The 20,024-nt window shown below is 71.0% G+C and carries 21 protein-coding genes; 13 read left to right on the forward strand and 8 right to left on the reverse strand.

Features of this window, described 5'->3' with window-relative positions; all coding sequences use genetic code 11:
- Window positions 1–3 precede the first annotated feature (3 nt).
- Window positions 4–1,041, reverse strand: a complete 1,038-nt coding sequence (locus tag ABJI51_RS40000; RefSeq protein WP_348956383.1) for a glycoside hydrolase family 62 protein — start codon at window positions 1,039–1,041, stop codon at window positions 4–6.
- A gap of 352 nt (window positions 1,042–1,393) precedes the next feature.
- Here ABJI51_RS40000 and ABJI51_RS40005 point away from each other — a divergent pair, with 352 nt between their 5' ends.
- A complete protein-coding gene (locus ABJI51_RS40005) occupies window positions 1,394–1,780 on the forward strand; it encodes a hypothetical protein (RefSeq protein WP_348956384.1) in 387 nt (128 codons plus the stop codon).
- A 27-nt stretch (window positions 1,781–1,807) separates the two neighbouring features.
- Here ABJI51_RS40005 and ABJI51_RS40010 read toward each other — a convergent pair whose 3' ends face one another.
- Complete coding sequence (locus tag ABJI51_RS40010) at window positions 1,808–2,344, reverse strand: ferritin (RefSeq protein ID WP_348956385.1); 537 nt, start codon at window positions 2,342–2,344, stop codon at window positions 1,808–1,810.
- Window positions 2,345–2,404: 60 nt separating this feature from the next.
- Here ABJI51_RS40010 and ABJI51_RS40015 point away from each other — a divergent pair, with 60 nt between their 5' ends.
- Entirely contained in the window at window positions 2,405–3,160 is a 756-nt protein-coding gene (locus ABJI51_RS40015) for an SDR family NAD(P)-dependent oxidoreductase (RefSeq protein WP_348956386.1), read from the forward strand.
- Window positions 3,161–3,163: 3 nt separating this feature from the next.
- Here ABJI51_RS40015 and ABJI51_RS40020 read toward each other — a convergent pair whose 3' ends face one another.
- Window positions 3,164–3,664 carry a MarR family winged helix-turn-helix transcriptional regulator gene (locus ABJI51_RS40020; protein WP_348956387.1) on the reverse strand — a complete coding sequence of 167 codons (501 nt, stop codon included), beginning with the start codon at window positions 3,662–3,664 and terminating at the stop codon, window positions 3,164–3,166.
- Window positions 3,665–3,730: 66 nt separating this feature from the next.
- On the opposite strand from ABJI51_RS40020, the gene ABJI51_RS40025 reads away from it, so the two are divergent.
- Window positions 3,731–5,155 (forward strand): FAD-dependent monooxygenase, encoded by a 1,425-nt coding sequence (locus ABJI51_RS40025; protein ID WP_348956388.1) that lies wholly within the window; start codon window positions 3,731–3,733, stop codon window positions 5,153–5,155.
- A gap of 59 nt (window positions 5,156–5,214) precedes the next feature.
- On the opposite strand, the gene ABJI51_RS40030 is transcribed toward ABJI51_RS40025, so the two are convergent.
- Genes ABJI51_RS40030 through ABJI51_RS40045 form a run of 4 tightly spaced genes read right to left on the reverse strand, consistent with a single transcriptional unit; the run spans window position 5,215 to window position 8,552 of the window.
- Window positions 5,215–6,684: an FAD-binding oxidoreductase gene (locus ABJI51_RS40030; protein ID WP_348956389.1), complete on the reverse strand. Its 1,470-nt coding sequence runs from the start codon at window positions 6,682–6,684 to the stop codon at window positions 5,215–5,217.
- Between the two features lie 51 nt (window positions 6,685–6,735).
- Window positions 6,736–6,921 (reverse strand): tautomerase family protein, encoded by a 186-nt coding sequence (locus ABJI51_RS40035; protein ID WP_348956390.1) that lies wholly within the window; start codon window positions 6,919–6,921, stop codon window positions 6,736–6,738.
- Entirely contained in the window at window positions 6,881–8,092 is a 1,212-nt protein-coding gene (locus ABJI51_RS40040) for a Cmx/CmrA family chloramphenicol efflux MFS transporter (protein ID WP_348956391.1), read from the reverse strand. The genes ABJI51_RS40035 and ABJI51_RS40040 overlap by 41 nt, the downstream gene beginning before the upstream one ends.
- A 28-nt stretch (window positions 8,093–8,120) precedes the next feature.
- Window positions 8,121–8,552, reverse strand: coding sequence for a GlcG/HbpS family heme-binding protein (locus ABJI51_RS40045; RefSeq protein WP_348956392.1), 432 nt, complete (start codon window positions 8,550–8,552; stop codon window positions 8,121–8,123).
- Between the two features lie 298 nt (window positions 8,553–8,850).
- Between ABJI51_RS40045 and ABJI51_RS40050 the strand changes: the two genes are divergently transcribed.
- The 10 genes from ABJI51_RS40050 (at window position 8,851) to ABJI51_RS40095 (ending at window position 19,144) form a co-directional block, all read left to right on the forward strand.
- Entirely contained in the window at window positions 8,851–9,435 is a 585-nt protein-coding gene (locus tag ABJI51_RS40050; protein ID WP_348956393.1) for a TetR/AcrR family transcriptional regulator, read from the forward strand.
- 509 nt (window positions 9,436–9,944) lie between these two features.
- Window positions 9,945–10,730 carry a cupin domain-containing protein gene (locus ABJI51_RS40055; RefSeq protein ID WP_348956394.1) on the forward strand — a complete coding sequence of 262 codons (786 nt, stop codon included), beginning with the start codon at window positions 9,945–9,947 and terminating at the stop codon, window positions 10,728–10,730.
- Window positions 10,731–10,735: 5 nt separating this feature from the next.
- A complete protein-coding gene (gene asnB / locus ABJI51_RS40060; protein ID WP_348956395.1) occupies window positions 10,736–12,532 on the forward strand; it encodes an asparagine synthase (glutamine-hydrolyzing) in 1,797 nt (598 codons plus the stop codon).
- Entirely contained in the window at window positions 12,532–13,572 is a 1,041-nt protein-coding gene (locus tag ABJI51_RS40065; protein ID WP_348956396.1) for a PrpF domain-containing protein, read from the forward strand. Before asnB ends, ABJI51_RS40065 begins: the two co-directional genes overlap by 1 nt.
- Entirely contained in the window at window positions 13,554–14,675 is a 1,122-nt protein-coding gene (locus tag ABJI51_RS40070) for an acyl-CoA dehydrogenase family protein (RefSeq protein ID WP_348956397.1), read from the forward strand. Before ABJI51_RS40065 ends, ABJI51_RS40070 begins: the two co-directional genes overlap by 19 nt.
- Window positions 14,663–16,048, forward strand: a complete 1,386-nt coding sequence (locus ABJI51_RS40075; protein WP_348956398.1) for a dihydroorotase — start codon at window positions 14,663–14,665, stop codon at window positions 16,046–16,048. Before ABJI51_RS40070 ends, ABJI51_RS40075 begins: the two co-directional genes overlap by 13 nt.
- Window positions 16,045–16,527, forward strand: a complete 483-nt coding sequence (locus ABJI51_RS40080; protein WP_348956399.1) for a flavin reductase family protein — start codon at window positions 16,045–16,047, stop codon at window positions 16,525–16,527. The genes ABJI51_RS40075 and ABJI51_RS40080 overlap by 4 nt, the downstream gene beginning before the upstream one ends.
- A 19-nt stretch (window positions 16,528–16,546) precedes the next feature.
- Window positions 16,547–16,999, forward strand: a complete 453-nt coding sequence (locus ABJI51_RS40085) for a luciferase domain-containing protein (protein ID WP_348956400.1) — start codon at window positions 16,547–16,549, stop codon at window positions 16,997–16,999.
- A 32-nt stretch (window positions 17,000–17,031) separates the two neighbouring features.
- The gene (locus ABJI51_RS40090) at window positions 17,032–17,652 is read left to right on the forward strand and encodes a PaaI family thioesterase (protein WP_348956401.1); all 621 of its coding nucleotides are present in this window, start codon (window positions 17,032–17,034) and stop codon (window positions 17,650–17,652) included.
- A 265-nt stretch (window positions 17,653–17,917) separates the two neighbouring features.
- Entirely contained in the window at window positions 17,918–19,144 is a 1,227-nt protein-coding gene (locus ABJI51_RS40095) for an HNH endonuclease signature motif containing protein (RefSeq protein WP_348956402.1), read from the forward strand.
- 127 nt (window positions 19,145–19,271) lie between these two features.
- Here ABJI51_RS40095 and ABJI51_RS40100 read toward each other — a convergent pair whose 3' ends face one another.
- Window positions 19,272–20,000: a tyrosine-protein phosphatase gene (locus ABJI51_RS40100; RefSeq protein ID WP_348956403.1), complete on the reverse strand. Its 729-nt coding sequence runs from the start codon at window positions 19,998–20,000 to the stop codon at window positions 19,272–19,274.
- Between the last annotated feature and the right edge of the window lie 24 nt (window positions 20,001–20,024).

A 20,024-nucleotide genomic window follows, 5' to 3' on the forward strand; every position in this document is an offset into this window, starting at 1 on the left:
TCCTCAGCAGTTGGAGTTGGTCTGGGTGAGCAGGCCGAGCCGCCAGGGCAGGCTGTTGTAGTCGCCGCCCGCACTGGGGTTCTTGCCCTGGTAGAGGTACTGCAGCCGGCAGGGGTTGATCGGCAGGGTCTGGTCGTTGCCCGAGCGGAGCATTTCGCCGTGGCTGATGTCGTTCGTCCACTTGCCGGCAGGGAAGGTGACGTTGGCGGCGCCGGCGAAGGGGTTGCTTTCACTGGCCGCCAGCGGGGTCCAGGTGCCGGTGAGGCTCGGCGACGTCCACGACCGGAAGTAGCGGCGCCCGCCGCTGCCGATCGCCTCGACCAGCAGCAGGTACTGGTTCTGGCCGGCGATCTTGTAGACGTTGCTGGCTTCGAACAGGTTGTTCTTGTTCGAGTCCCGCATCGCGATCACGGTGTTGCCGAAGCCGTTGGGGAAGTTCGCCACGGTTGTCTGCGAGCGGTACAGGTGGCCGTTGTCGTCGGAGGAGAACAGGTAGCAGTTGGCCGAGTCGCAGATGACCCACATGTCGACCCAGTAGCCGTTGCCGATGTTCTGCCGGATGATGTCGGGCATCGAACCGTAGAAGTTCTTCGGCGCACTCCAGCCGTTCGGATTCGCAATGTCGCTGTTGGTGGAGTAGGCGGCGTTGCCGTTCTGGTAGACGAGGTACCACTTTCCCTGCGGTGCGAAGTAGAAGACCTGCGGCGCGGCCCGGTAACCGGTGCCGATCGCGGACCTGTCCAGGTAGTACTGGGGCGCCGAGGCGGCCTGCGACCAGTCGGAGAAGCTGAGGTAGACGAGGTTGTAGCCGGACGCGTTCGCGGTGCTGGCGAAGACGTGGTATTTGCCGCCGGAGTAGACGACCGTCGGGTCCTTGATGCCGGCGATGTTGTGTGTCGCGTCGGACTTCGGGCTGATCAGGACCCCGCTGGAACTCCACCGGAAGCTGCCGGGAAGGGCGGCGTCCGCCGCCGGGGTGTTCAGAAGCGTGGCCAGAACCACCGCTGCGGTGGCCACCAAATGCCGGATGCCGAGTTTCACGAAACCTCCTGGTACCAGGGGGAAAAGGCGAGCCGGGCACGGGCGAAACTTTCGCCGCCGGGGTGACGCATTCGACGGTTTCCGAAACTTTCGCTGCGCTGTTAGCGATAACATTCCTTGCGTGGCAACAGCTTAAACCCACGCACGGGAAACTGACAACGGTCGATGACGACACGGTCACCCAGCGCGGCGGCAACTGTCCTTTGTGGACGCACCCCGATCAGCGCGCGAGCTTCGGCGGCTCCGCCCCGCCGGATTGACAAGATCAAGAGCGCACCCCTAGGCTGCGCTGCCACCAGCGGGAAATAACCCACTGGCACAACACTGGGTGGAAAGTTTTCTGGGAGGCATCGTGAAACTCATCAGGACCTTCGGCGTCTTCGCCGCGGTCGCGGCCGCCTCGGCCGTGCTCGCGCCGGCGGCGTCGGCCGACACCGTCGTCACCGGCGGGAACGTCGAGATGGTGCTCTTCGGCAGCGGCTACCACGTCGACAAGGCCACCGTGCACGGCATCCCGGAACCGCAGGGCCCGGCGCAGTACGAGTTCATCTACTCGGCGACGACCTCGCCGACCAAGACGTACACGATGATCTGCGGCGGCAGCAGCACCGGCAGCAGCTGCCTGCACAAGTTCACCGTCAACGCCACCTACGCGCACGGCGTCGGCATCAAGAGCTGCGGGCAGATCAAGCGCGTCGACAACCAGCAGATCCTGGGGACCGCCTGCAAGAAGTGGTGACGAGGCCGGCCGGTGGCCGGGCGGCGCTCAGAGCTTGCCGCCCGCCACCGGCGGCATGTCCGGGGCGTCCTCGACCTCGGTGGCCGACTCGCGGTACAGGTGGTTCTCGACCTCGAACAGGTTGCCGCCCGCCCGCTCGACGACCGTGAGCAGCGTCGACATCTGGGCGACCTCCTCCACCTGCTCCTTGAGGAACCAGTGCACGAACTGCTCGCCGAGGTAGTCCTCCTCGGCCCGCGCGGCCTTGGCCATCTCCTCGATTTCGGCGGTGACCGTCCGTTCCTGTGTCAAGGCCAGCTCGATCGCTTCGTGCACGCTCGAAAAGTCGTTCCGGACGTCCCCGGTGCCGGGGATCGTCACCGGCTGGTCGCGGTCGAGCAGGTAGCGCACCATCGCCAGCGCGTGGTTGCGCTCCTCGAGCGCCTGCCGGTAGAAGCGCTTGGCCAGTCGCGGCAGGTCGCGGGCGTCGAACCAGACGGCCAGCGCGAGGTACTGCTGGGCGGCGGTGAACTCGTGGCGGATCTGCGCTTGGAGCAGTTCGGCGAACTTCTGCGTCTTGGCCATGCCCCACAAGGTACGACGGATCGCGGGCGCGGATCTACGGCGCGGATCTACGATCGGCCGATGAGCCTGCCCGACCTGTCCGGCACGACCACGTGCGTCACCGGCGCGTCCGGCACGATCGGCCGCGGGATCGCGCTGCGGTTCGCCGAGGCGGGCAGCGCGGTGGCGGTGCACCACCGGCGGCCGGGCGCGGCGGACGACGTCGTCGCGGCGATCGAAGCCGCGGGCGGCCGGGCCCGCGCGTTCGCCGCCGACCTCACCGACGACGCCGCGTGTCACGCCCTGCTGGCGGAGGCGGCGGACTGGGGCGGCAGGCTCGACGCGCTGGTGAACAACGCGGGCATCCAGCCGGTCGAGGCACTCGCGGACCTGACGGCGGACCGCTGGCGCGAGATGCTGGACGCCACGCTGACGAGCGCGTTCTCCTGCACCCAGGCCGCGGCTCGCCTGATGCGCGACGGCGGCAGCGTCATGCACATCGCCTCGATCGAGGCCCGCCAGCCGGCGCAGGGGCACGTCCACTACAGCGCGGCCAAGGCAGCACTGGTGATGCACGCCCGAGGCGCGGCGCTGGAGTACGGGCCGCGGGCCATCCGCGTCAACACGGTGTCGCCGGGGCTGATTTCCCGTCCCGGCCTGGAGGACGACTGGCCGGAGGGTGTGGCACGCTGGCGCAGCGCGGCACCGCTGGGCCGGCTGGGCACCCCGGCCGACGTCGCCAACGCGTGCGTGTTCCTCGCCTCGCCGCTGGCGTCCTGGATCACCGGCCACGACCTGGTCGTCGACGGCGGAGTCACCGCACACCCGACCTGGTGACCTTCAGTCCGGGATCTCCCCCATCGACCGGCACAGCCGCCGCAGCAGGCAGGCCAGCTCCCGCCGGTCCGGCTCGCTCAGCCCCCGCACCATGTCCTCCTGTGCCGCCAGCTCGGCCGTGAACGCCTCGTCGGCCAGCGCCAGGCCCCGCGGGGTGAGGCGGATCAGCGCGGTGCGGCGGTTGGCCGGGTTCTGGCGCCGGTCGACCAGGCCGGCCGCGACCAGGCGGTCGAGCCTGCTGGTCATCGTGCTGTTGCCGGCCAGCATCCAGCGGGCGATCTCGGCCAGCGTCAGCTCGTACGGCTCCCCCGCGCGCCGCAGTGTGGCGAGGATGTCCAGGTCGACGTGCAGGAGGCCGTACTCCTTGAGCGTGTCGTCGAGGCGCCGGGTGACCCGCCGCGCGATGCGCGTCAGCCGGGCCAGCACCGACAGCGGGGCCGGATCGAGGTCCGGGCGCTGCGCGCGCCACTGGTCCAGCACGTCGTCGACGAAGTCACGCTCCATCCTCGTACTCTACAATGACGGATAGTACGACGTCGTACCTTTCGGGCTCGGAGCATGGGAGGGAAGATGCGCGGAGTGATCGTCGCCGGCGGCGGGCCGGTCGGCATGCTGCTGGCCGCCGAACTCGGCCGTCAGGGGGTTCCCACCACCGTCGTCGAGAAACTGACCGAGACCCACGACGAACCCCGCGCGGGCACGCTGCACGCGCGCACCGCGCAGTCGTTGCTGCGCCGCGGTTATCTCCCCGCGCCGCCGCGGCCGCGTGACCCGCACGCCGTCGTCGAGGTCCCGTTCCACTTCGGCGGCCGCCCGGTGCTGACGCTGGAATCGCCCGCGATCGAGGGCGCGCCGATGATCGGCCAGGCCCAGTCGGACATCGAGCGGTTCTTCGAGGCGCAGGCGCGCGCCCGCGGCGTCGAGATCCTGCGCGGCCACCGGATCACCGGCGTGCGTGACGACGGCAGCCACGTCACGGTCACCACCGACCACGGCGAGCTGACCGCCGCGTACGTCGTCGGCTGCGACGGCGCCCGCAGCACCGTCCGGGAAGCGGCCGGGATCACCGGGACGACGCACCCGGCGACGTTCGCGGGCATCCTGGGCCTCGCGCGGCTGGGCGACCCGGCGCGGGTGCCCGGCGGCTGGACGCACGGGCCGACCGGCTGGACGCTGATCAACGTCAACCCGGCCGGGCACAGCCGGATCCTCACCCACGAGTTCACCGAGCCGCTGCCCGAGCGCGGCGCCCCGGTGACGCTCGAGGACCTGCGTGCGGCCGCGTCCCGCATCCTCGGCCACGACGTGCCGATGGCCGATCCGGTGTTCCTCGGGCGGTTCAGCGACTTCACCCGGCTGGCCGACACCTACCGCCGCGGCAGGCTCCTGCTGGCGGGCGACGCGGCCCACGTGCACGCGCCGCTCGGCGGGCAGGGCCTCAACCTCGGCCTGCAGGACGCGGTCAACCTCGGCTGGAAGCTCGCGATGGTGGTGGCGGGCACCGCACCGGAGACGCTGCTGGACACCTACCACGCGGAACGGCACCCGGTGGCCGAGGCGGTCATCGAGAACACCCGCGCCCAGGCGGCGCTGATGCGGCCGGGCCCGGAGTTCGAGCCGCTGCGCGCGCTGGTCGCGGACCTGCTGTCCACCCCGGACGGAAACCGGCTGCTCAGCGACCGGATCAGCGCACAGGGCGTGCGCTACGGCGACGGCCCCGGCCTGGACGGCACGTTCCTGCCGAACCTCCCGGTCGGCGAGCAGTCGGTGGCGCAGCTGCTGCCCCCGGGCCGCCCGGTGCTGCTGCTCGGCCCGGGCACGCACGACCTGACCGACGTGGCGGCACGCTGGAAGGACGCGGTCGACGCGGTGGCGCACGAGGAGGACCTGGGCGCCCCGGCGATCCTGCTGCGCCCGGACGGCTACGTCGCGTGGTCCGGCCAGGACGCGGACCACGCGACGGCCGCCCTCACGAGGTGGTTCGGCCCGCGGTGACGTGAATGACTCATTCATGTCGTCTGGCGACATGAATGAGTCATTCACGTCATGCGGACTCAGGCCGGGCGGACCGACTGGCGGTGCCGGAAGACCTCGCCCGGGTCCCAGGCCGACTTCGCCCGCTGCAGGCGCGCGTAGTTGTCCTTGAAGTACAGGCCGTGCCACGGCACGCCCGAGGTGTTCCACATCGGGTCGGACAGGTCCGCGTCCGGGTAGTTGACGTAGCAGCCGTCGACGACCTCGCCCGGCACCGGGACCCCGCCCGTCTCCGCGTACATCGCGCGGTAGAACTCCCGCACCCACGCGATGTTCGCCGCGTCCGCGTCCACTGTGGACCAGAACGCCTGATACAGCAGCTTGAACGTGCTGTCGCGCTGGGCCACCGCCGTCGCGGCCGGGTCGACCGCCGCGATCGCGCCGCCGTAGGAGAACGCCACCAGCATCGTGTTCGGGTTGGTGACGTCCGGGCGGGTCAGGAACTCGTACGCCGTCCGCAGCTGGGACTCCGGCAGCGTGCCGCGGACGTAGGCCGACTTGTGCTCCGCGCGCAGCGTCGGGTCGTTGAGCACCGGGGTGTTCGTGCCCAGGAACCGGGTCGCCCGCAGCCACGGCAGCCGCCGCGGGCGGGACAGGCCCGGCATCGGGCCGAACTCGCCCGCCGCGGCGAAGTCGCGGACCGCGAGATCCCCGAGGACCGTCGACAGGTACTCGTCGAGGACGCGCTGCGCGTGCGGTGCGGCCGCGTCGATCTGTGCCACCAGGCCGACCGTTCCGTTGCAGCGGTGGTTCAGCATGAGCAGGCTCGACAGCGCCCTGCCCGGCGCGTCCGGCGCGCGGTGGTCGTGGTGCCAGCGCGCGTACCCGCCGAGCAGCCGGGCGAACGCGCCCTCGTCGAGGTCCGCCCACGGCACCGACATTGCGGCCACGAGCACCTCCGACGGCGGAGTGACCAGCGGCGCCTCGAACAGGAACCGCGTCACCACGCCGAACGAGCCGCCCCCGCCGCCGGTGTGCGCCCAGAACAGGTCGGCCTCGGCGCCGGTCGAATCGCGCGTGACGACGACGGTCCGGCCGTCGGCGAGCACGACCTCGACGCCGGACAGGTGGTCGACGGTCAGGCCGTCGCGCCGCGACAGCAGGCCGTAGCCACCGCCGGTGATGTGGCCGCCCGCGCCGACCGAGTAGCAGATCCCGCCCGGGATCGTGACACCCCAGCCGCGGTACAGCTTTTCGTAGACGTCGTGCAGGCGCGCCCCCGCCCCGACGGAGTAGACCCCGTCGATGAAGTCCACATCGGACAGTGCGCTGAGGTCGAGGATTTCGTCCACCCCCTCGTGGTGGACGAAATCCTCGAAGCAGTGGCCGCCGCTGCGGACCGACAGGTGCCGTCCGGCGGCGGAGACGACCGAGGCGACCTCGGCGGTGGTCCGCGGCAGGTGCACGGACCCCGGTTTCGCGGTGTAGCGCTGGTTGATCCCGGCCGTGAAGTCCGCGTAGCGCGGGTCGTCCGGGCCGATGACGATCATGACTCCTCCCGGCGAAGAGAGGCCGGGACGACGCTGTCCCGGCCTCTCGGCTCAGAGGTCCGCGGCGAGCTTGCCGCCCAGACCCCAGTGGTCCTTTTCGACGTCGGTGACGATCACCGTCACCGCGGCTTCGGGGCACTTCGCGAGCCGCGAAACGGTGCCCGTGACCTCTTCCACGAGCTGGCGGCGTTCGGCCTCACCGGCCCCCTTCCACCAGTTCACGTGCACGACCGGCATCGTGGTCCACCTCCTTCCCGGTGCCGTTTCCCCGGCGGTCCATGCCCACCGCGGCCAGCGCGACGAGCAGCGAGGCCACGGCCAGCCCGGCGCCGATCCAGCTCGGCGAGAGCAGCCCGGCACCGGCGCTGATGCCGAGGCCGCCGAGCCAGGGGCCGAGCGCGTTGCCGACGTTGAACGCCGAGATGTTGCTGGTGCTCGCCAGCGTCGGCGCGCCTTCGGTCTCGTTCATCACGCGCGTCTGCAGAGCCGGGTTGATCAGGAAGCTGCCGATGCCGAACAGGAACAGCGTCACGACCATGGCCGGCTTGCTGTGCGCGGCAAGGGAGAACGCGCCGAGCATCACCGCGAGCAGGAGCAGGCCCGCGCACAGCGTGCCCATCAGGGACCGGTCGGCCAGCCGCCCGCCGAACACGCTGCCGAGGAACGTCCCGATCCCGAACAGCGCCAGCAGCGGCGGCACCGCGCCCGCCGAGAAGCCGGTGACGTCGGTCAGCAGCGGCGCGATGTAGGTGTAGGCGGTGTAGAGCGCGGCCTGGCTGAGCATGGTCGTGCCCAGAGCCAGCCAGACCTTGGGGTTGCGGAACGCCGCCAGCTCGTGGCGGATCCCCAGGTGGCCGGCGCGCGGCTGGTGCGGGACCAGCGCGATGACGCCGACGAGGTCGATCACGCCGAGGACGGCCACGGCGAGGAACGTCGCGCGCCAGCCGAAGTGCTGGCCGATGAACGTGCCGAGCGGGACCCCGGCGATGGTGGCGATGGTCAGGCCGCCGAACATGATCGCGATGGCCCGGGCCCGCTTGCCCGGCTCGACCAGGTTGGCCGCGACCACCGCGCCGATGCCGAAGAACGACCCGTGCGCGACGGCGGTGACCACGCGGGCGGCCATGAGCACGCCGAAGGTCGGCGCGAACGCGGCGAGCACCTCGCCTGCCACGAACACCACGAGCAGCGCGATGAGTGCCGTCTTCCGCGGCACCTTCGTGGTCGCCGCGGTGATCAGCGGCGCGCCGATGACGACGCCGAGCGCGAACAGCGAGATGAGCAGCCCGGCCTGCGGCAGCGAAACGCCGAACGCGCCGGACAGTTCCGGCAGCAGGCCGGCGATCATGAACTCGGTCGTGCCCAGGCTGAACACCGTCAGCCCGAGCACGAACAGGGCGATGGGCATCGTGACTCCCGGAGGTCTCGGCGAGCGATCAGGACTTCGCGTCGAGGACCGCCAGGCCCGCCTCGGCGATCTTGACGTCGTCGGTCCAGTGGGCGCCGGAAACGCCGACGGCGCCGACGAGCTCGCCGTCGATCACGATCGGCAGGCCACCGCCCATGCTGACCAGGCGGTCGATCGCGGTGGGCGCGCCGGTCCGCAGGACCGGGTCGGCCTCCAGCACCTCGGACCATTTCTGCGTCGGCATCGCCGAGGACGCCGCGGTGTAGGCCTTGTCCTGCGCGACCTGCACGGCGTTGAGCTTCGCGCCGTCCTGCCGCAGGAACGCCTTGAGATTGCCGCCCTCGTCCACCACGGCGATGGCGAACCGCTTGTCGGTGGCCTTCGCGGCCTCGTCGGCCGCGCGGACGATCTGCCAGGCCAGCTCGTCGCTCACGGACGACCGGCGCTGCACGTGGGGCATGACGGAAACTCCTCCTTCGCTCGGCTGCTTGTTCTCCTGCGTGTTCTTCGCTGCCGGTGACGGCGCGGGTGCGCACCGGGACCGGCCGCGCACGGACCGCATCCGGCGGCCACATCCCACGGTAGCAAATCTGGATCGCTCAGTAAACAACCAGGGCGCGTATCCGCGACGATGATGTTCGAACGTCCTGGTCAAACGCCAGAAATCCAGGTCAGAAGACCAGCCATTGTTGATCATTCAGTCCAGATACAACCCCCGGTTGTTGACTGGTCGTTCCAGGATCTTTAAACTGGGTGCCATGCCCCGCGTCCGCGAGTTCGACACCGACGAGGTGGTCCAGAAGGCCATGGAGATCTTCTGGCGCCAGGGTTACGAAGCCACCTCGATCCAGGACCTCGCCGAGGCGACCGGGCTCGGGCGCGGCTCGCTCTACGCCGCGTTCGGCAGCAAGCACGGCCTCTACGAACACGCGCTGCAGCGGTACGTGCGGCTGACGACCGACGCCACCCGCACGTCGCTGATGCAGCGGGTGCCGATCCGCCAGGTGGTGCGCGACCTGCTGCTGGGCCGGATCGACGACGCGCTCAAGGAGCCGGGCAGGCCCGGCTGCCTGCTGGTCATGGCGATCACCGAGCGGCTGCCGCACGACGAGGCGACCAGCCGGATCGTCCGCGACGCGATCGCGGCCCTGCAGGACTCCTTCTACGGCACCCTGCACCTGGCCCGCAGCATGGGCGAGCTGCCACCGGAAACCGACATCCCCGCGGTGTCGAACTTCCTGGTGACGATGATCCAGGGCCTGCGCGTGATGAGTGCGGTCTGCCGCGACAAGGAGATGCTCTCCCAGGTCGTCGACACCGCGCTGCTCGCCATTCCACAATAAGCGCTCCTGCCGTCCGCGAATGGCCCGTACCGGCCATTCGCGGACGGCGCTCACCCGATTGACGGCGCCCCCCCCGCAAAAACCCCCGCGCCGCCGCGCCTATTTTCTTGCGCCCAGGTGACCGGATCTTGAATTCGGCCCCGCCATGGCGGATCATGGACGTCGGATGCCCGGTGCTGCACCGTATTCGAAGTGCGGTACCCAGAAATCGGCGGGACAAATTGTGACAACCTTCACAACCGCCGCCGAGACCGGCTTTCCGGGCGGCTTTGCGCACAACGGAGGACAGGAACGTTCCGACGTTCGGTGGAACCGGAAATGAACTGAATCGATTCGTTCCATGTCGCTACTCCATTAGATACCCATTCTGCGGGCCCCTTTGCGGCTTTGCGCACCCCGGCGCACTTCTGTACCTTCGCTTCCGGAAGCGAATCGCGGGATCGCGATGCCATGATCATTTCCGCTTCCCATCGAATGGCAATCGTCAGCAACCTGATTGGAACCTGGGGATGCTCACCGACCAGATTCAAGGAACGATCGTCCGCGCGGCGGACTTCGTGTTCTCCCCGTTCGACTGGGGCCGGGTCGCCGAACCGGTCGGCCCGGCCATGGGGGCCCGCAAGGTGACCCTGCTCGTGGTCGAGGTCGCGCCCGGCAAGACCTGGCGGCTCGGCTGGGCACTGGAGGAGGAGAACGTCGCCGTCGTCTTCGCCGGCTCCGGCCACGGCGACATCACCGGGCACCGCACCGAGGTCGCCCGCGGGTCCGCACTGCACTCGCCGACCGGCCGCACCCTCGAGCTCGAAGCCGGCGACGACGGCCTGACCGCGTACGTGTGGCGGACGCGCCTGGAGGGCGGCGAGCCTGCCGGGACCGCGCCCCGGCTGGAAAACGAGCTGTGGAACACCGAAACGCAGCTGCGCGGCTTCACCGGCACCGGCGAGGTGCCCGCCGACGAGCGCACCGCCGTGATGAACTTCCTGTTCTGGCCCGGCACCGGCAGCGCACGGCTGTGCCTGCACTGCGGGATCCAGGAGCCCGGGCAGACCTTCAACGTCCACCAGCACCCGGACAGCGAAGAGGCCTTCATCGCCTTCGAAGGCGAGGGCCAGATGTACCTGATCGACCGCTGGCACGACGTCTCCCCCGGCGACGTGCTGTTCGCCGCGCCCGGCGTGCCGCACGGCACGCGCAACCCGGAGTCGGCCACGAAGCGGTTCGCCACCTGCGGCGGCCCGACCCCGTTCGACCCCGTCCTCTATGCCCGCGCGGGCGTTTCCGCGGAGGTGAAGTAGACGTCATGTGCCGGATCTACGGACACCTGGGCGGCAACCTGGCGCACCACCACCTGCGCACGGTTTCGGCGCTGCAGCGGCACGGCGGCCCGGATGCCCGCTTCAGCGCCACCGGCGACGGCTGGGCGCTGGGCAACAACCGGCTGGCCATCATGGACCTCGACGGCGGCGAGCAGCCCTACCGGCTCGGCCGCGACATCAAGGTCGTCTTCAACGGCGAGATCTACAACCACGCCGAGCTGCGCTGCAAGCTGAACGCGGCGGGGTACGTCTTCCACGACCACTGCGACGGCAACGTGCTGCCCGCGCTGTACCACAAGTACGGCCTGGACTTCGTCGACCACCTCGACGGGATGTACGCCATCGCGGTGCTGGACCTGCGGGCCGAGCCCAAGCTGGTGCTCGCGACCGACGACGCGGGCATGAAACCGCTGTACTACCACGAAAACCCGGCGCGGCGGGAGCTGTACTTCTCCTCGGAGCTGCCGGCGTTGCTGAGCGTCCCCGGCGTGCAGTGGGAGCAGTGGGAGGAGGGCCTCGACAGCTACCTCACCACCAAGACGCCGTTCGGCGAGCGGACGATGTTCGACCGCGTCCGGGTGCTGCCGCGGGCGGTCACCGCCGTCTACACGCGCTCGGGCGGGCTGAAGATCTCGCGGCGCGCCGAAAGCGTCTTCCCGGACGAGCACGGCGGCAGCCTGGCGGCGGCCGGGACGCGGGTGCGCGAGACGCTGCGCACCGAGACCCACCGGCTCGCGCTGGCCGACGTCCCGATCTCCACGATCACCAGCGGCGGCCTGGACTCCAGCCTGGTGACGGCGCTGCTGGCGGAGAAGGTGCCGCACGTGCACGCGTTCAACATCGCCTACACCGGCGACTGGCCGTTCGACGAGAAGCGTTACGCCCGCGAGGTCGCCGCGCGCTGCGGCGCGACCTATCACCAGATCGAGGCGGATCCCAAGACGTTCCCTGACCTGCTCGAGGAGGTCGTGTGGCACCTGGGCCAGCCGAACGCCGACCCGATCACGCTCAGCACGTACCTGCTGTTCAAGGGCGTGCACGACGCCGGGTTCAAGGTGACGCTCTCGGGTGACGCGGCGGACGAGATCTTCGGCGGCTACAACCGCATCCGCGACGCGCTGCTCGGCACCGAGGACTGGCCGAACGGGTACGTCGAGGCGCTCGCCGCGGTGCCGTCCGCGCTGCGCAACCGCCTCTACACCGACGACTACCGGGACCTGCTGCGGCAGAAGGGAACCGAGGCCGAGCGCATCGAACGGCGACTGCGTGCCGCGGGTGGCGACCGGCTGGCCGCGATCACGGAGTTCGAGGTGGACGAACGCCTGCCCGCCTACCACCTGCGCCGGGTCGACCATCTGAGCATGGCCCACTCGGTCGAGGTGCGGCTGCCGTTCTGCCAGCGGTCGGTGACCCGGCTCGCGCGTCGGCTGCCCACGGAACACCGTGTGCAGGGCCGGGAGGTCAAGCGCGCGCTCTACGCGGCCGCGCGCGGCCTGATCCCGGATTCGGTGCTGGACCGGCCGAAGCAGCCCTTCACGCTGCCGATCACCGCCATGCTCGCGGCGGGGCAGCCACTGCACACCTACGCACGTGACGTGCTGTCCGGGCCGTCGCTCGCCCGCGGCGGGCAGCTGGACCCGAAGGCCGTGGCCGGGCTGTTCGACGCCCAGGCCGCCCGGCCCAACGACGAATCGGCGCTGGCCATCTGGTCGCTGCTCATCCACCGCATCTGGGACGAGCAGCTGACCCGGGGCAGTGCCGCGGAAAGGAGGGCGGCCTGATGCTCGCCCACATCGCCCACGCCCACGGCAGCCCGAGCTCCACGCTGGTGCTGCCCGCCGAGCAGCTGCCGTCGTCGGAGGAAGCGCTCTCCCGGGCGCTCACCGACGGCGTCGCCTGGCTCGCCGACCACGGCCTCGCCGCGGTCACCAAGATCGCGCTGGTCTCGATCTCCGAGCACCCGCTGTTCGACCTCGACTACCGGTTCGTGCAGGTCATCCCGGGTGATCCGGTCCGGTTCGACTTCCGCGGCAGCTGCGGGCACTCGGTGCTGTCGTCGGTCGTGGTGGCCAGCAGGCTCGGCTGGGTCCCCCGGCTCGCTCCCGGCCACCGCACCCGCGTGCGCGTGCTGAACACCGAGGACCACGTCGTGTGCGAGGTCGACGAGTGCGTCCGCGACCGGACGACGTTCACCGCGCACTTCCTCAACCACCCGGCGGTGCCGCTGCGCGAACTGCTGCCGTTCGGCGAGCCGACCACGGACCTGCCGTACGAGGACGGCCTGATCCGGGTCAGCGCGGTCTCGGTCGGCAACCCGTACCTGTTCCTGTCCGGCCACGACCTCGGCGTCGACACCCCGGAGGAGCTGTTCGCCGCCGGCGAGCCGCTGTTCCGCACGATGAGCGCGATCCGCCGCTCGGCCGCGCGGCAGTACGGCTACCCCGTCGGCGGCGCGTTCCCGAAGGTGGCCGCGGTGCTGCCGGACGGCGAGGACGGCCTCGCGGTGCGCGCGGTGTCCGTGCCGTCGTGGCACCCGACGATCGCACTCACCGGCGCCGTCTGCCTCGGCGCGGCCCGCCGGATCCGCGGCACGATCCCGTTCCACCTCGCCGGCGGCGAGACCCGGCGCACCGCGCCGCTGCGCATCCGCACCGCGGGCGGCTGCACCACCGCCGCCGCGGCGGTGACCGGCCACGACCGCGACAGCGAGCTGTCCTGGGTCAGCGTCCCGGAGAAGGCGGTGTCGTTCACCGGCACCGTGTCCATCGACTCGATCGAGCCCCACGTCCTGAAGGAGGACTCGTGCCTGCTGTCGATCTGACCGCGCGCCTCGGCGTCGACGAGCTGATCGGCGTGCTCGACGAGCACGCCGCCGCGGCCGACGAAGCCGGCCGCCCGGCGCCGGAGGTGCTGGCCGCGCTGCGGAACTCGCCACTGCCCGGCCTGGTCGTCCCCCGCCGCTACGGCGGCGCCGGGGCCGGCTCCCTGGAGGCCAACCGGATGATCGCGCGGATCGCCCGGCACGACCCGTCGACGGCGATCATCGCGTTCCAGCACCTGGCCGTGTGCAGCCGGATCGCCGAGTGGGGCAGCGAGCAGCAGCGCGAAGAACTGCTGCCGAAGCTGGCCTCCGGCGAGTGGCTGGCCGCCTCGGCGTGGAGCGAGTCCGGCGCGGGCGCGGCGAAGAAGAACCTGGCCACCGTGGCCGACGAGCTGCCCGGCGGCGGCTGGACGGTCAGCGGCGGCAAGGCGTTCACCACCGGCGCCGGCGTCACCGACGTCTACCTGGTGCTCGCGCAGACCACCCCGGTGGCCGAGGACGACGACTCGGCGTACGGCTCGAGCGGGCAGAGCTTCTTCCTGATCCCGGCGACGAACCCGGGCATCGAGCCGGACCTGAGCCTGGACCTGGTCGGCATGCGGGCCTCGGCGACCGGGTTCGTCGAGCTGAAGGACTGCCGGCTCGGGCCGGAGGCGCTGCTCGGGCCGCGCGACGCCGCGAGCACGATCATCGCCGGCGTCCGGCAGTCGGGCGCGACGCTCGGCGCGGTGTCCGTCGGCATCGCCGAAGCCGCATGGGACCTCGGTTTCCAGGCCGCGCAACGGAAGTCGCTGCTGGAACTGCAGGCCGTCCGGCACCGGCTGGTGGACCTGCGCGGGCAGGTGGAGTCCGCCCGCGCGCTGGTCGAACGGGCCGGCCGCCGCGACGGCGACGACCCCGGCGAGGTGACGCTGCACAGCAAGATCCACGCCTCCCAGGTGGCCGAGGAGGTCGTCGCGGCGATCGCGCGGCTGCTCGGCAGCGCCGGGTACGTGGTGACCAACCCGATCAACCGGATGGCCCGCGACGCGCGTGCCGTGGCGCTGATGGGCCCGACCAACGACCTGAGCCGAGAGCTGGTGAGCTTGCCATGGGCCGCGTGAAGGACTACGACCTCGTCGTGCGGGGTGGCCGGGTGACCGGCCCCGACGGCGTCCGCGTCGCCGACGTCGCCGTCGCGGACGGGAAGATCGCCGACGTGCTCCCGGCAGGCAGTGGCGTGTCCGGCACCGAGGAGATCGACGCGACCGGGCGGCACGTGCTGCCCGGCCTGATCGACTCCCACGTGCACTTCCGCACGCCGGGCCTGACGCACAAGGAGGACTGGGCGCACGCTTCGCGCGCCGCGGTGGCGGGCGGCGTCACCACGGTGTTCGACATGCCGAACACACGCCCGGCGACGTTCACCCCGGACGACGCCCGCGCCAAGGACGCCGAGATCCGCGGCAGCAGCCTGGTCGACTACCGCTTCCACGCCGGGGTCAACCCGGAGGACGTCGCCGCGCTGGCGGCGTTCGAACCGGCCGAGGCGATGACCGCGAAGGCGTTCCTGACCGGCCACCACACGGCCCCGCACGTGCTGCGCGACCCGGCGAAGCTCGACGAGCTGTTCGCCGTCGCGAAGCGCAAGGGCCTGCGGCTGCTGTTCCACGCCGAGGACGACGCGGTGTTCCGGCTGCTGGACCAGTGGCAGGGCGAGCCCGCGAGCTACCGCGACTACGAGCGGTTTCGGCCGCGCTCGGGCGGGATCGTCGCGGTGGCCAAGCTGATCGAGCTGGCCCGGCGGCACGGCACGCCGGTGCACGTGCTGCACGTGTCCAGCCGCGAGGAGGCGGACCTGCTCACCGCGGCCGGCGCGACCGGGCTGCCGGTGACCTGGGAGGTGACCGCGCACCACCTGTCGTTCACCGCGGCCGACACCACCCGCTACGGCGCCCGGATCCGGCTGAGCCCGGCCATCCGCGAGCAGGCCGACCAGGACCGCCTCTGGGACGCGGTGCTCCGCGGCGAAGTGTCCACTGTGGGCAGTGACCACGCACCGCACGCGTTCGAGGACAAGGTCCTGGACGCCCCGGACGCCCCGCCCGGCCTGCCCGGGGTGCAGGAGCTGTTCCCGGCGCTCTACACGGGACTGTGCCGGCGGGCGCCGGAGGCGACCCCGGATGAGCGGCTGCGGATCGTCACCCGCCTGATGGCCGCCGAGCCCGCGCGGCTGTTCGGGATCGCCGACCGCAAGGGCGCGATCGCGCCGGGCCTGGACGCGGACCTGGTGCTGTTCGACGCGGCGGAGAACTGGTCGTTCGGCCCCGGCGAAGTCCAGTCGAAGTGCGGCTGGACGGCGTACGCCGGCTGGCTGTTCACCGGCCGCGTCGAGCGCACGATCCGCCGCGGCCGCACGGTGTTCTCCCGGGACGGTGGCTTCGGCGCCCCCGAGGGCGAGTGGCTGACCCCGTCGGCGGTGGGAGCGGCCCGATGACCGCGGCACTGCAGGACGAGTTCAAGGACGCGATGGCGGCACTGGCAGGCGGGGTGTGCGTGGTGACGGCGGTCGACGACGACGGCACGCCCCGCGGCTACGCGGCGACCTCGGTGACGTCGGTGTCGATGCACCCGCCGCTGCTGCTGGTCTGCCAGGCGAAGACGTCGAGTTCGTACCGGGTGTTCTCGCGCTGCACGCACTTCGGCGTCAACGTGCTGACGGCGAAGCAGGCCGAGCTGGCGGCGCTGTTCGCGACGCCGGGCGCCGACCGGTTCGGCAGCACCGGCTTCGAGCGCGGCGAGCACGGCACGCTGCTGCACCCGGAGGCGCTGGCGACGGTCGAGTGCCGCCGCCGCGACACGGTCGACGCGGGCGACCACGGCCTGCTGCTGGGCGAGGTGTGCGCGGTGCGCACCCGCGCCGGCGAGCCCCTTGTCTACCACGGACGCCGCTACCAGCGCGTCCAGCCGGTCTGAACCCTTTCGGAGGTAACCGATGTTCGAACTGCCCGACCGCCCCGGCCCCGCCCCGCGCACGCGCGGCCCGGTCCCGCACGGCCAGCTCAACCAGATCGCGCCGACGACGCTGCAGGAGGAGCTGTGGCAGCGGATGCGTTCGCTGGCGGGGGTGTACGTGGCGCCGACGCACGTGCCGTACCCGGAGGCCAGGGCGATCCACCTGGCGCCGGAGTTCGGCACCGGCCCGGACGACGCGTTCATCAAGAACAGCCGCGAGTTCGCCCACCTGCACCCCCAGCAGGACGGCAGCCTGCACATGACGTTGCCGCAGACGGTGAAGAAGATCGTGACGGAGGCGGGCTGGGGCGTGCCGCACCCGATCCAGAACACCCAGCTGGTGTACGGCCCCCGCGACCGTGACGAGATCGAGGTGGTGTGGCGGGTGCTGCTGCAGTCGTACGAGTACGCCCGCGGACGGCTGCTAGACTAGAACAAGTTCTAGTCACTTGGGGGTGCTCCGAGGTGCAGTTCCCGGTCGTCGACGGCATCCCACCCGCCCGGGCCCTGCTGGGCGCCCGCATCCGCGAGCTGATCGAGGCATCGGTGTGCGCGGGCCCCGAAGCGGACCTGACCGAGGCGGCGGCTCGCGTCGCGGCGATCACCGAGGAGCTGCGCTCTGCCGGGGCCGCGTCCCCCTTACTGCTGGCGGCCCTCGATGGCGGCGGTCACCTGAGCGTCAACAATCCGTTGGAGGGGCCGGGGAATCCCCTGGCCCCTCCTCTGACGTGGGTGGAGATCGGCCCGGAATCGGTCCGCGCGGAGGTGGCGCTGGGCGCGGCTCACGAAGGCCCACCGGGCCGGGTCCACGGAGGCTGGGTGGCGGCCATCCTGGACCACGTCCTGGGCCGAGCCACGGCGGCGGCGGGATTTCCAGGCATGACGGCATCGTTGACGGTCGACTATCACCGGGGGACGCCTTACGCTGTGCCACTTTCCGCGGAGGGGAGGTTGGTGCGGCGGGAGGGGCGGAAGCTGTACGCCACCGGGACGCTTTGGGCGGGTTCGGAAGCGTGCGCCACCGCGTCGGCGATTCTGGTGCACTTCAGCGCGGATCGGTTCCCGGCGGCTGTCGATACGGAGTGATCCGTTGCGCTGCACAGACCCGCCGCGTCCTGCAACCGGCGCCAGGCCGCGCGACGTGCGGCCGCCAGACGCAGGCCGCGCCGACGTGCAGTTGCGCGACGTCCCTCGGTTGAGCGCAGCACCGCGCATGGTCGGCCGCCCGCTCGCTCGCACCCCAGCGACTGTCGCCTCAACTCCACCCTGGTCGCATCCAGCGAAACCTGTCCATTGTGGACTACCTGATCGTGTGATGACGTTCGAACGCGTGTTCGGCTAACGTGGGGGCATGGCCGACACCGGGCAGACCTCAGCAGCGTGGCAGCTCTCCGACGAGCAGCTCGCCACAGCACTGTGCGCTGCCGAGAAATCTCTCCGGGCCGCGTACGCCCGGCACCTGGACCTGGTGGCCGAGGCCGAGCGGCGTGGCCTGGGGCGTGCTTCCGGGTGCCGGGACACCGCAGGGTTCCTGGTCAGTGCTTCGCGTCTGTCCTGGGATGACGCCCGGACCCGGGTTGTCCTGGCCACCACGGAATTCGCCGGAGTACGGGCCGCCCTGGCCGCCGGGGACATCAGCCCGGACCACGCGCTGGAGATCGTGAAGGTCCTGCGGCAGGCTCCCGCCACGCTTGAGGTGGGGCGGCTGGCCTCGGATGAGGTGACGTTGCTGGAGCTGGCGCGGCAGGCAATCCCGTCAACTGTGCGGAAAGCCGGGCAGCGTCTGCTGGCCTACTGGGACCTCGAAGGGAAAGAACCCGCGGCTCGGGAGCAGGAGCTGGCCCGGCCACGGCGGGAGTTCCGGTACTGCTGGACCCGCGACGGACGGATGAAGTTCTCCGGCGAATTCGACCCCGAAACTGGCCGCCTCGCCGAAGACTTGTTCGTGCCGTTGGCCAAACCGGACCCGGCGGATGAGCACGGCAACCCCGACCCCCGCACCCTGTCCCAGCGGCAGGGAGACGCGGTCGCGGCGATCTTCGACCTCGCCGCCCGCGCCGACGGCCTCCCGGTCAAGGCCGGGGAACGCGCCGTCGCCACCGTCACCATCGCCTACAAAGACCTCCTGCGCGACTCCGGACTGGCCACCCTCGACGACGGCCAGGCTGTGCCGGTCTCGCAGCTACGCAGGTGGCTGTGCGATGCCAAGATCTACCCCGCCGTCCTCGGCGGCGAAGGCCAAGTCCTCGACCTGGGTCGCTCCGCCCGCACCGCCACCCCCGCCCAGCGACGAGCCCTGGCCATCCGCGACCGCGGCTGCACCCGCCCCGGCTGCCCACGCGGCCCGAAGTGGACCACACCGCATCACGTGATCTTCTGGGCCACCCAAGGCGGCAAAACCAACATCAACGACCTCGCCCTCGTCTGCGAACGCTGCCACCAGCTCATCCACCACGGCGGCTGGAACATCCAAATCCACCACGGGGTCGTGTACTGGGTGCCCCCGGCCTGGGTCGATCCACAACGAAGACCCATCCGCAACACCGCCCACGACCCACCCCAACACCAAGCAGCCTGACCGGCCGGGACGGCCGAGACACCAACCGGTGCCTCGGCCACCCCGCCATGCCGCCTGCCCGGCAGGACAGCGGACTCGGTCAGCACGTGCAGCCAGTACTCGGCACACTCACCGCTCGTTCTCGGTCTCAGCGAAGACGAGAGCCCAGAAGCCTGCTGCGAACGCTACGAAGTTCACCGCCGGTAACACCGGCGCCGAGCAAGTACTGTTCGACGTCAAACCCCTCAAGGGCCGCGACAACAGCCTCCTCGACCGTGGTACCCCGGTCGGCCAGGACGGCCTGGACGACCGGTGCCTGGTCGGCGACCCCCATGGCCGCGAACAGTGGCCGGACGGCCTCGGCGGACAGGGCGTAGTCCGCGGCGATCGCCTGCGGTTCGACGTCGACCAGCGCGAGCAGCAACAACGTGACCAGCCCGGTCCGGTCACGGCCGATGCCGCAATGGAACAGGACTCCGCCGGGATCGGTGTGGGCCATCGCCTTGACGACGGCTGCGCAACGCTCGGCCTTCCGCCGGAGGAAGACGGGATAGTAGAGCGGGGTACCGTCCAGCCGTTCGCGGTGGATGTGCTGCCAAAGCTCGACGTCCTCGATGTCGTCGAGCGGGACTTCGAGCCGGTCGACGCCCTCGACCGGCGTTGCGGGCGGCCGGATTTCGTCCGCGTTGCGGAGGTCGATCACCGTGCGGACGCCGGACTCCCGTGCCTGCGCCCACCCTGCCTCGGTGACGAACCGGAGGTCCGCCGCCCTGAAGAAGGCTCCGTAACTGGTCGTGCCGCCGGATCTGGTGGGCAGGCCGCCGAGGTCCCTGGTGTTGAAGAAGCCTTCCCACGTCACTGCTCTGCTCGTGCTCATCGTAAGTATCGACGCTTGACACGC

The sequence above is a fragment of the Amycolatopsis melonis genome, from assembly GCF_040064235.1.
In the GTDB taxonomy this organism is placed as follows: domain Bacteria; phylum Actinomycetota; class Actinomycetes; order Mycobacteriales; family Pseudonocardiaceae; genus Amycolatopsis; species Amycolatopsis melonis.

Coding starts and splice junctions, on each gene's coding strand:
- ABJI51_RS40010 (WP_348956385.1), bottom strand. CDS start 2,344: ATGGCCAAGACGCAGAAGTTCGCCGAACTGCTCCAAGCGCAGATCCGC.
- ABJI51_RS40015 (WP_348956386.1), top strand. CDS start 2,405: ATGAGCCTGCCCGACCTGTCCGGCACGACCACGTGCGTCACCGGCGCG.
- ABJI51_RS40020 (WP_348956387.1), bottom strand. CDS start 3,664: ATGGAGCGTGACTTCGTCGACGACGTGCTGGACCAGTGGCGCGCGCAG.
- ABJI51_RS40025 (WP_348956388.1), top strand. CDS start 3,731: ATGCGCGGAGTGATCGTCGCCGGCGGCGGGCCGGTCGGCATGCTGCTG.
- ABJI51_RS40030 (WP_348956389.1), bottom strand. CDS start 6,684: ATGATCGTCATCGGCCCGGACGACCCGCGCTACGCGGACTTCACGGCC.
- ABJI51_RS40035 (WP_348956390.1), bottom strand. CDS start 6,921: ATGCCGGTCGTGCACGTGAACTGGTGGAAGGGGGCCGGTGAGGCCGAA.
- ABJI51_RS40040 (WP_348956391.1), bottom strand. CDS start 8,092: ATGCCCATCGCCCTGTTCGTGCTCGGGCTGACGGTGTTCAGCCTGGGC.
- ABJI51_RS40045 (WP_348956392.1), bottom strand. CDS start 8,552: ATGCCCCACGTGCAGCGCCGGTCGTCCGTGAGCGACGAGCTGGCCTGG.
- ABJI51_RS40050 (WP_348956393.1), top strand. CDS start 8,851: ATGCCCCGCGTCCGCGAGTTCGACACCGACGAGGTGGTCCAGAAGGCC.
- ABJI51_RS40055 (WP_348956394.1), top strand. CDS start 9,945: ATGCTCACCGACCAGATTCAAGGAACGATCGTCCGCGCGGCGGACTTC.
- asnB (WP_348956395.1), top strand. CDS start 10,736: ATGTGCCGGATCTACGGACACCTGGGCGGCAACCTGGCGCACCACCAC.
- ABJI51_RS40065 (WP_348956396.1), top strand. CDS start 12,532: ATGCTCGCCCACATCGCCCACGCCCACGGCAGCCCGAGCTCCACGCTG.
- ABJI51_RS40075 (WP_348956398.1), top strand. CDS start 14,663: ATGGGCCGCGTGAAGGACTACGACCTCGTCGTGCGGGGTGGCCGGGTG.
- ABJI51_RS40080 (WP_348956399.1), top strand. CDS start 16,045: ATGACCGCGGCACTGCAGGACGAGTTCAAGGACGCGATGGCGGCACTG.
- ABJI51_RS40085 (WP_348956400.1), top strand. CDS start 16,547: ATGTTCGAACTGCCCGACCGCCCCGGCCCCGCCCCGCGCACGCGCGGC.
- ABJI51_RS40095 (WP_348956402.1), top strand. CDS start 17,918: ATGGCCGACACCGGGCAGACCTCAGCAGCGTGGCAGCTCTCCGACGAG.
- ABJI51_RS40100 (WP_348956403.1), bottom strand. CDS start 20,000: ATGAGCACGAGCAGAGCAGTGACGTGGGAAGGCTTCTTCAACACCAGG.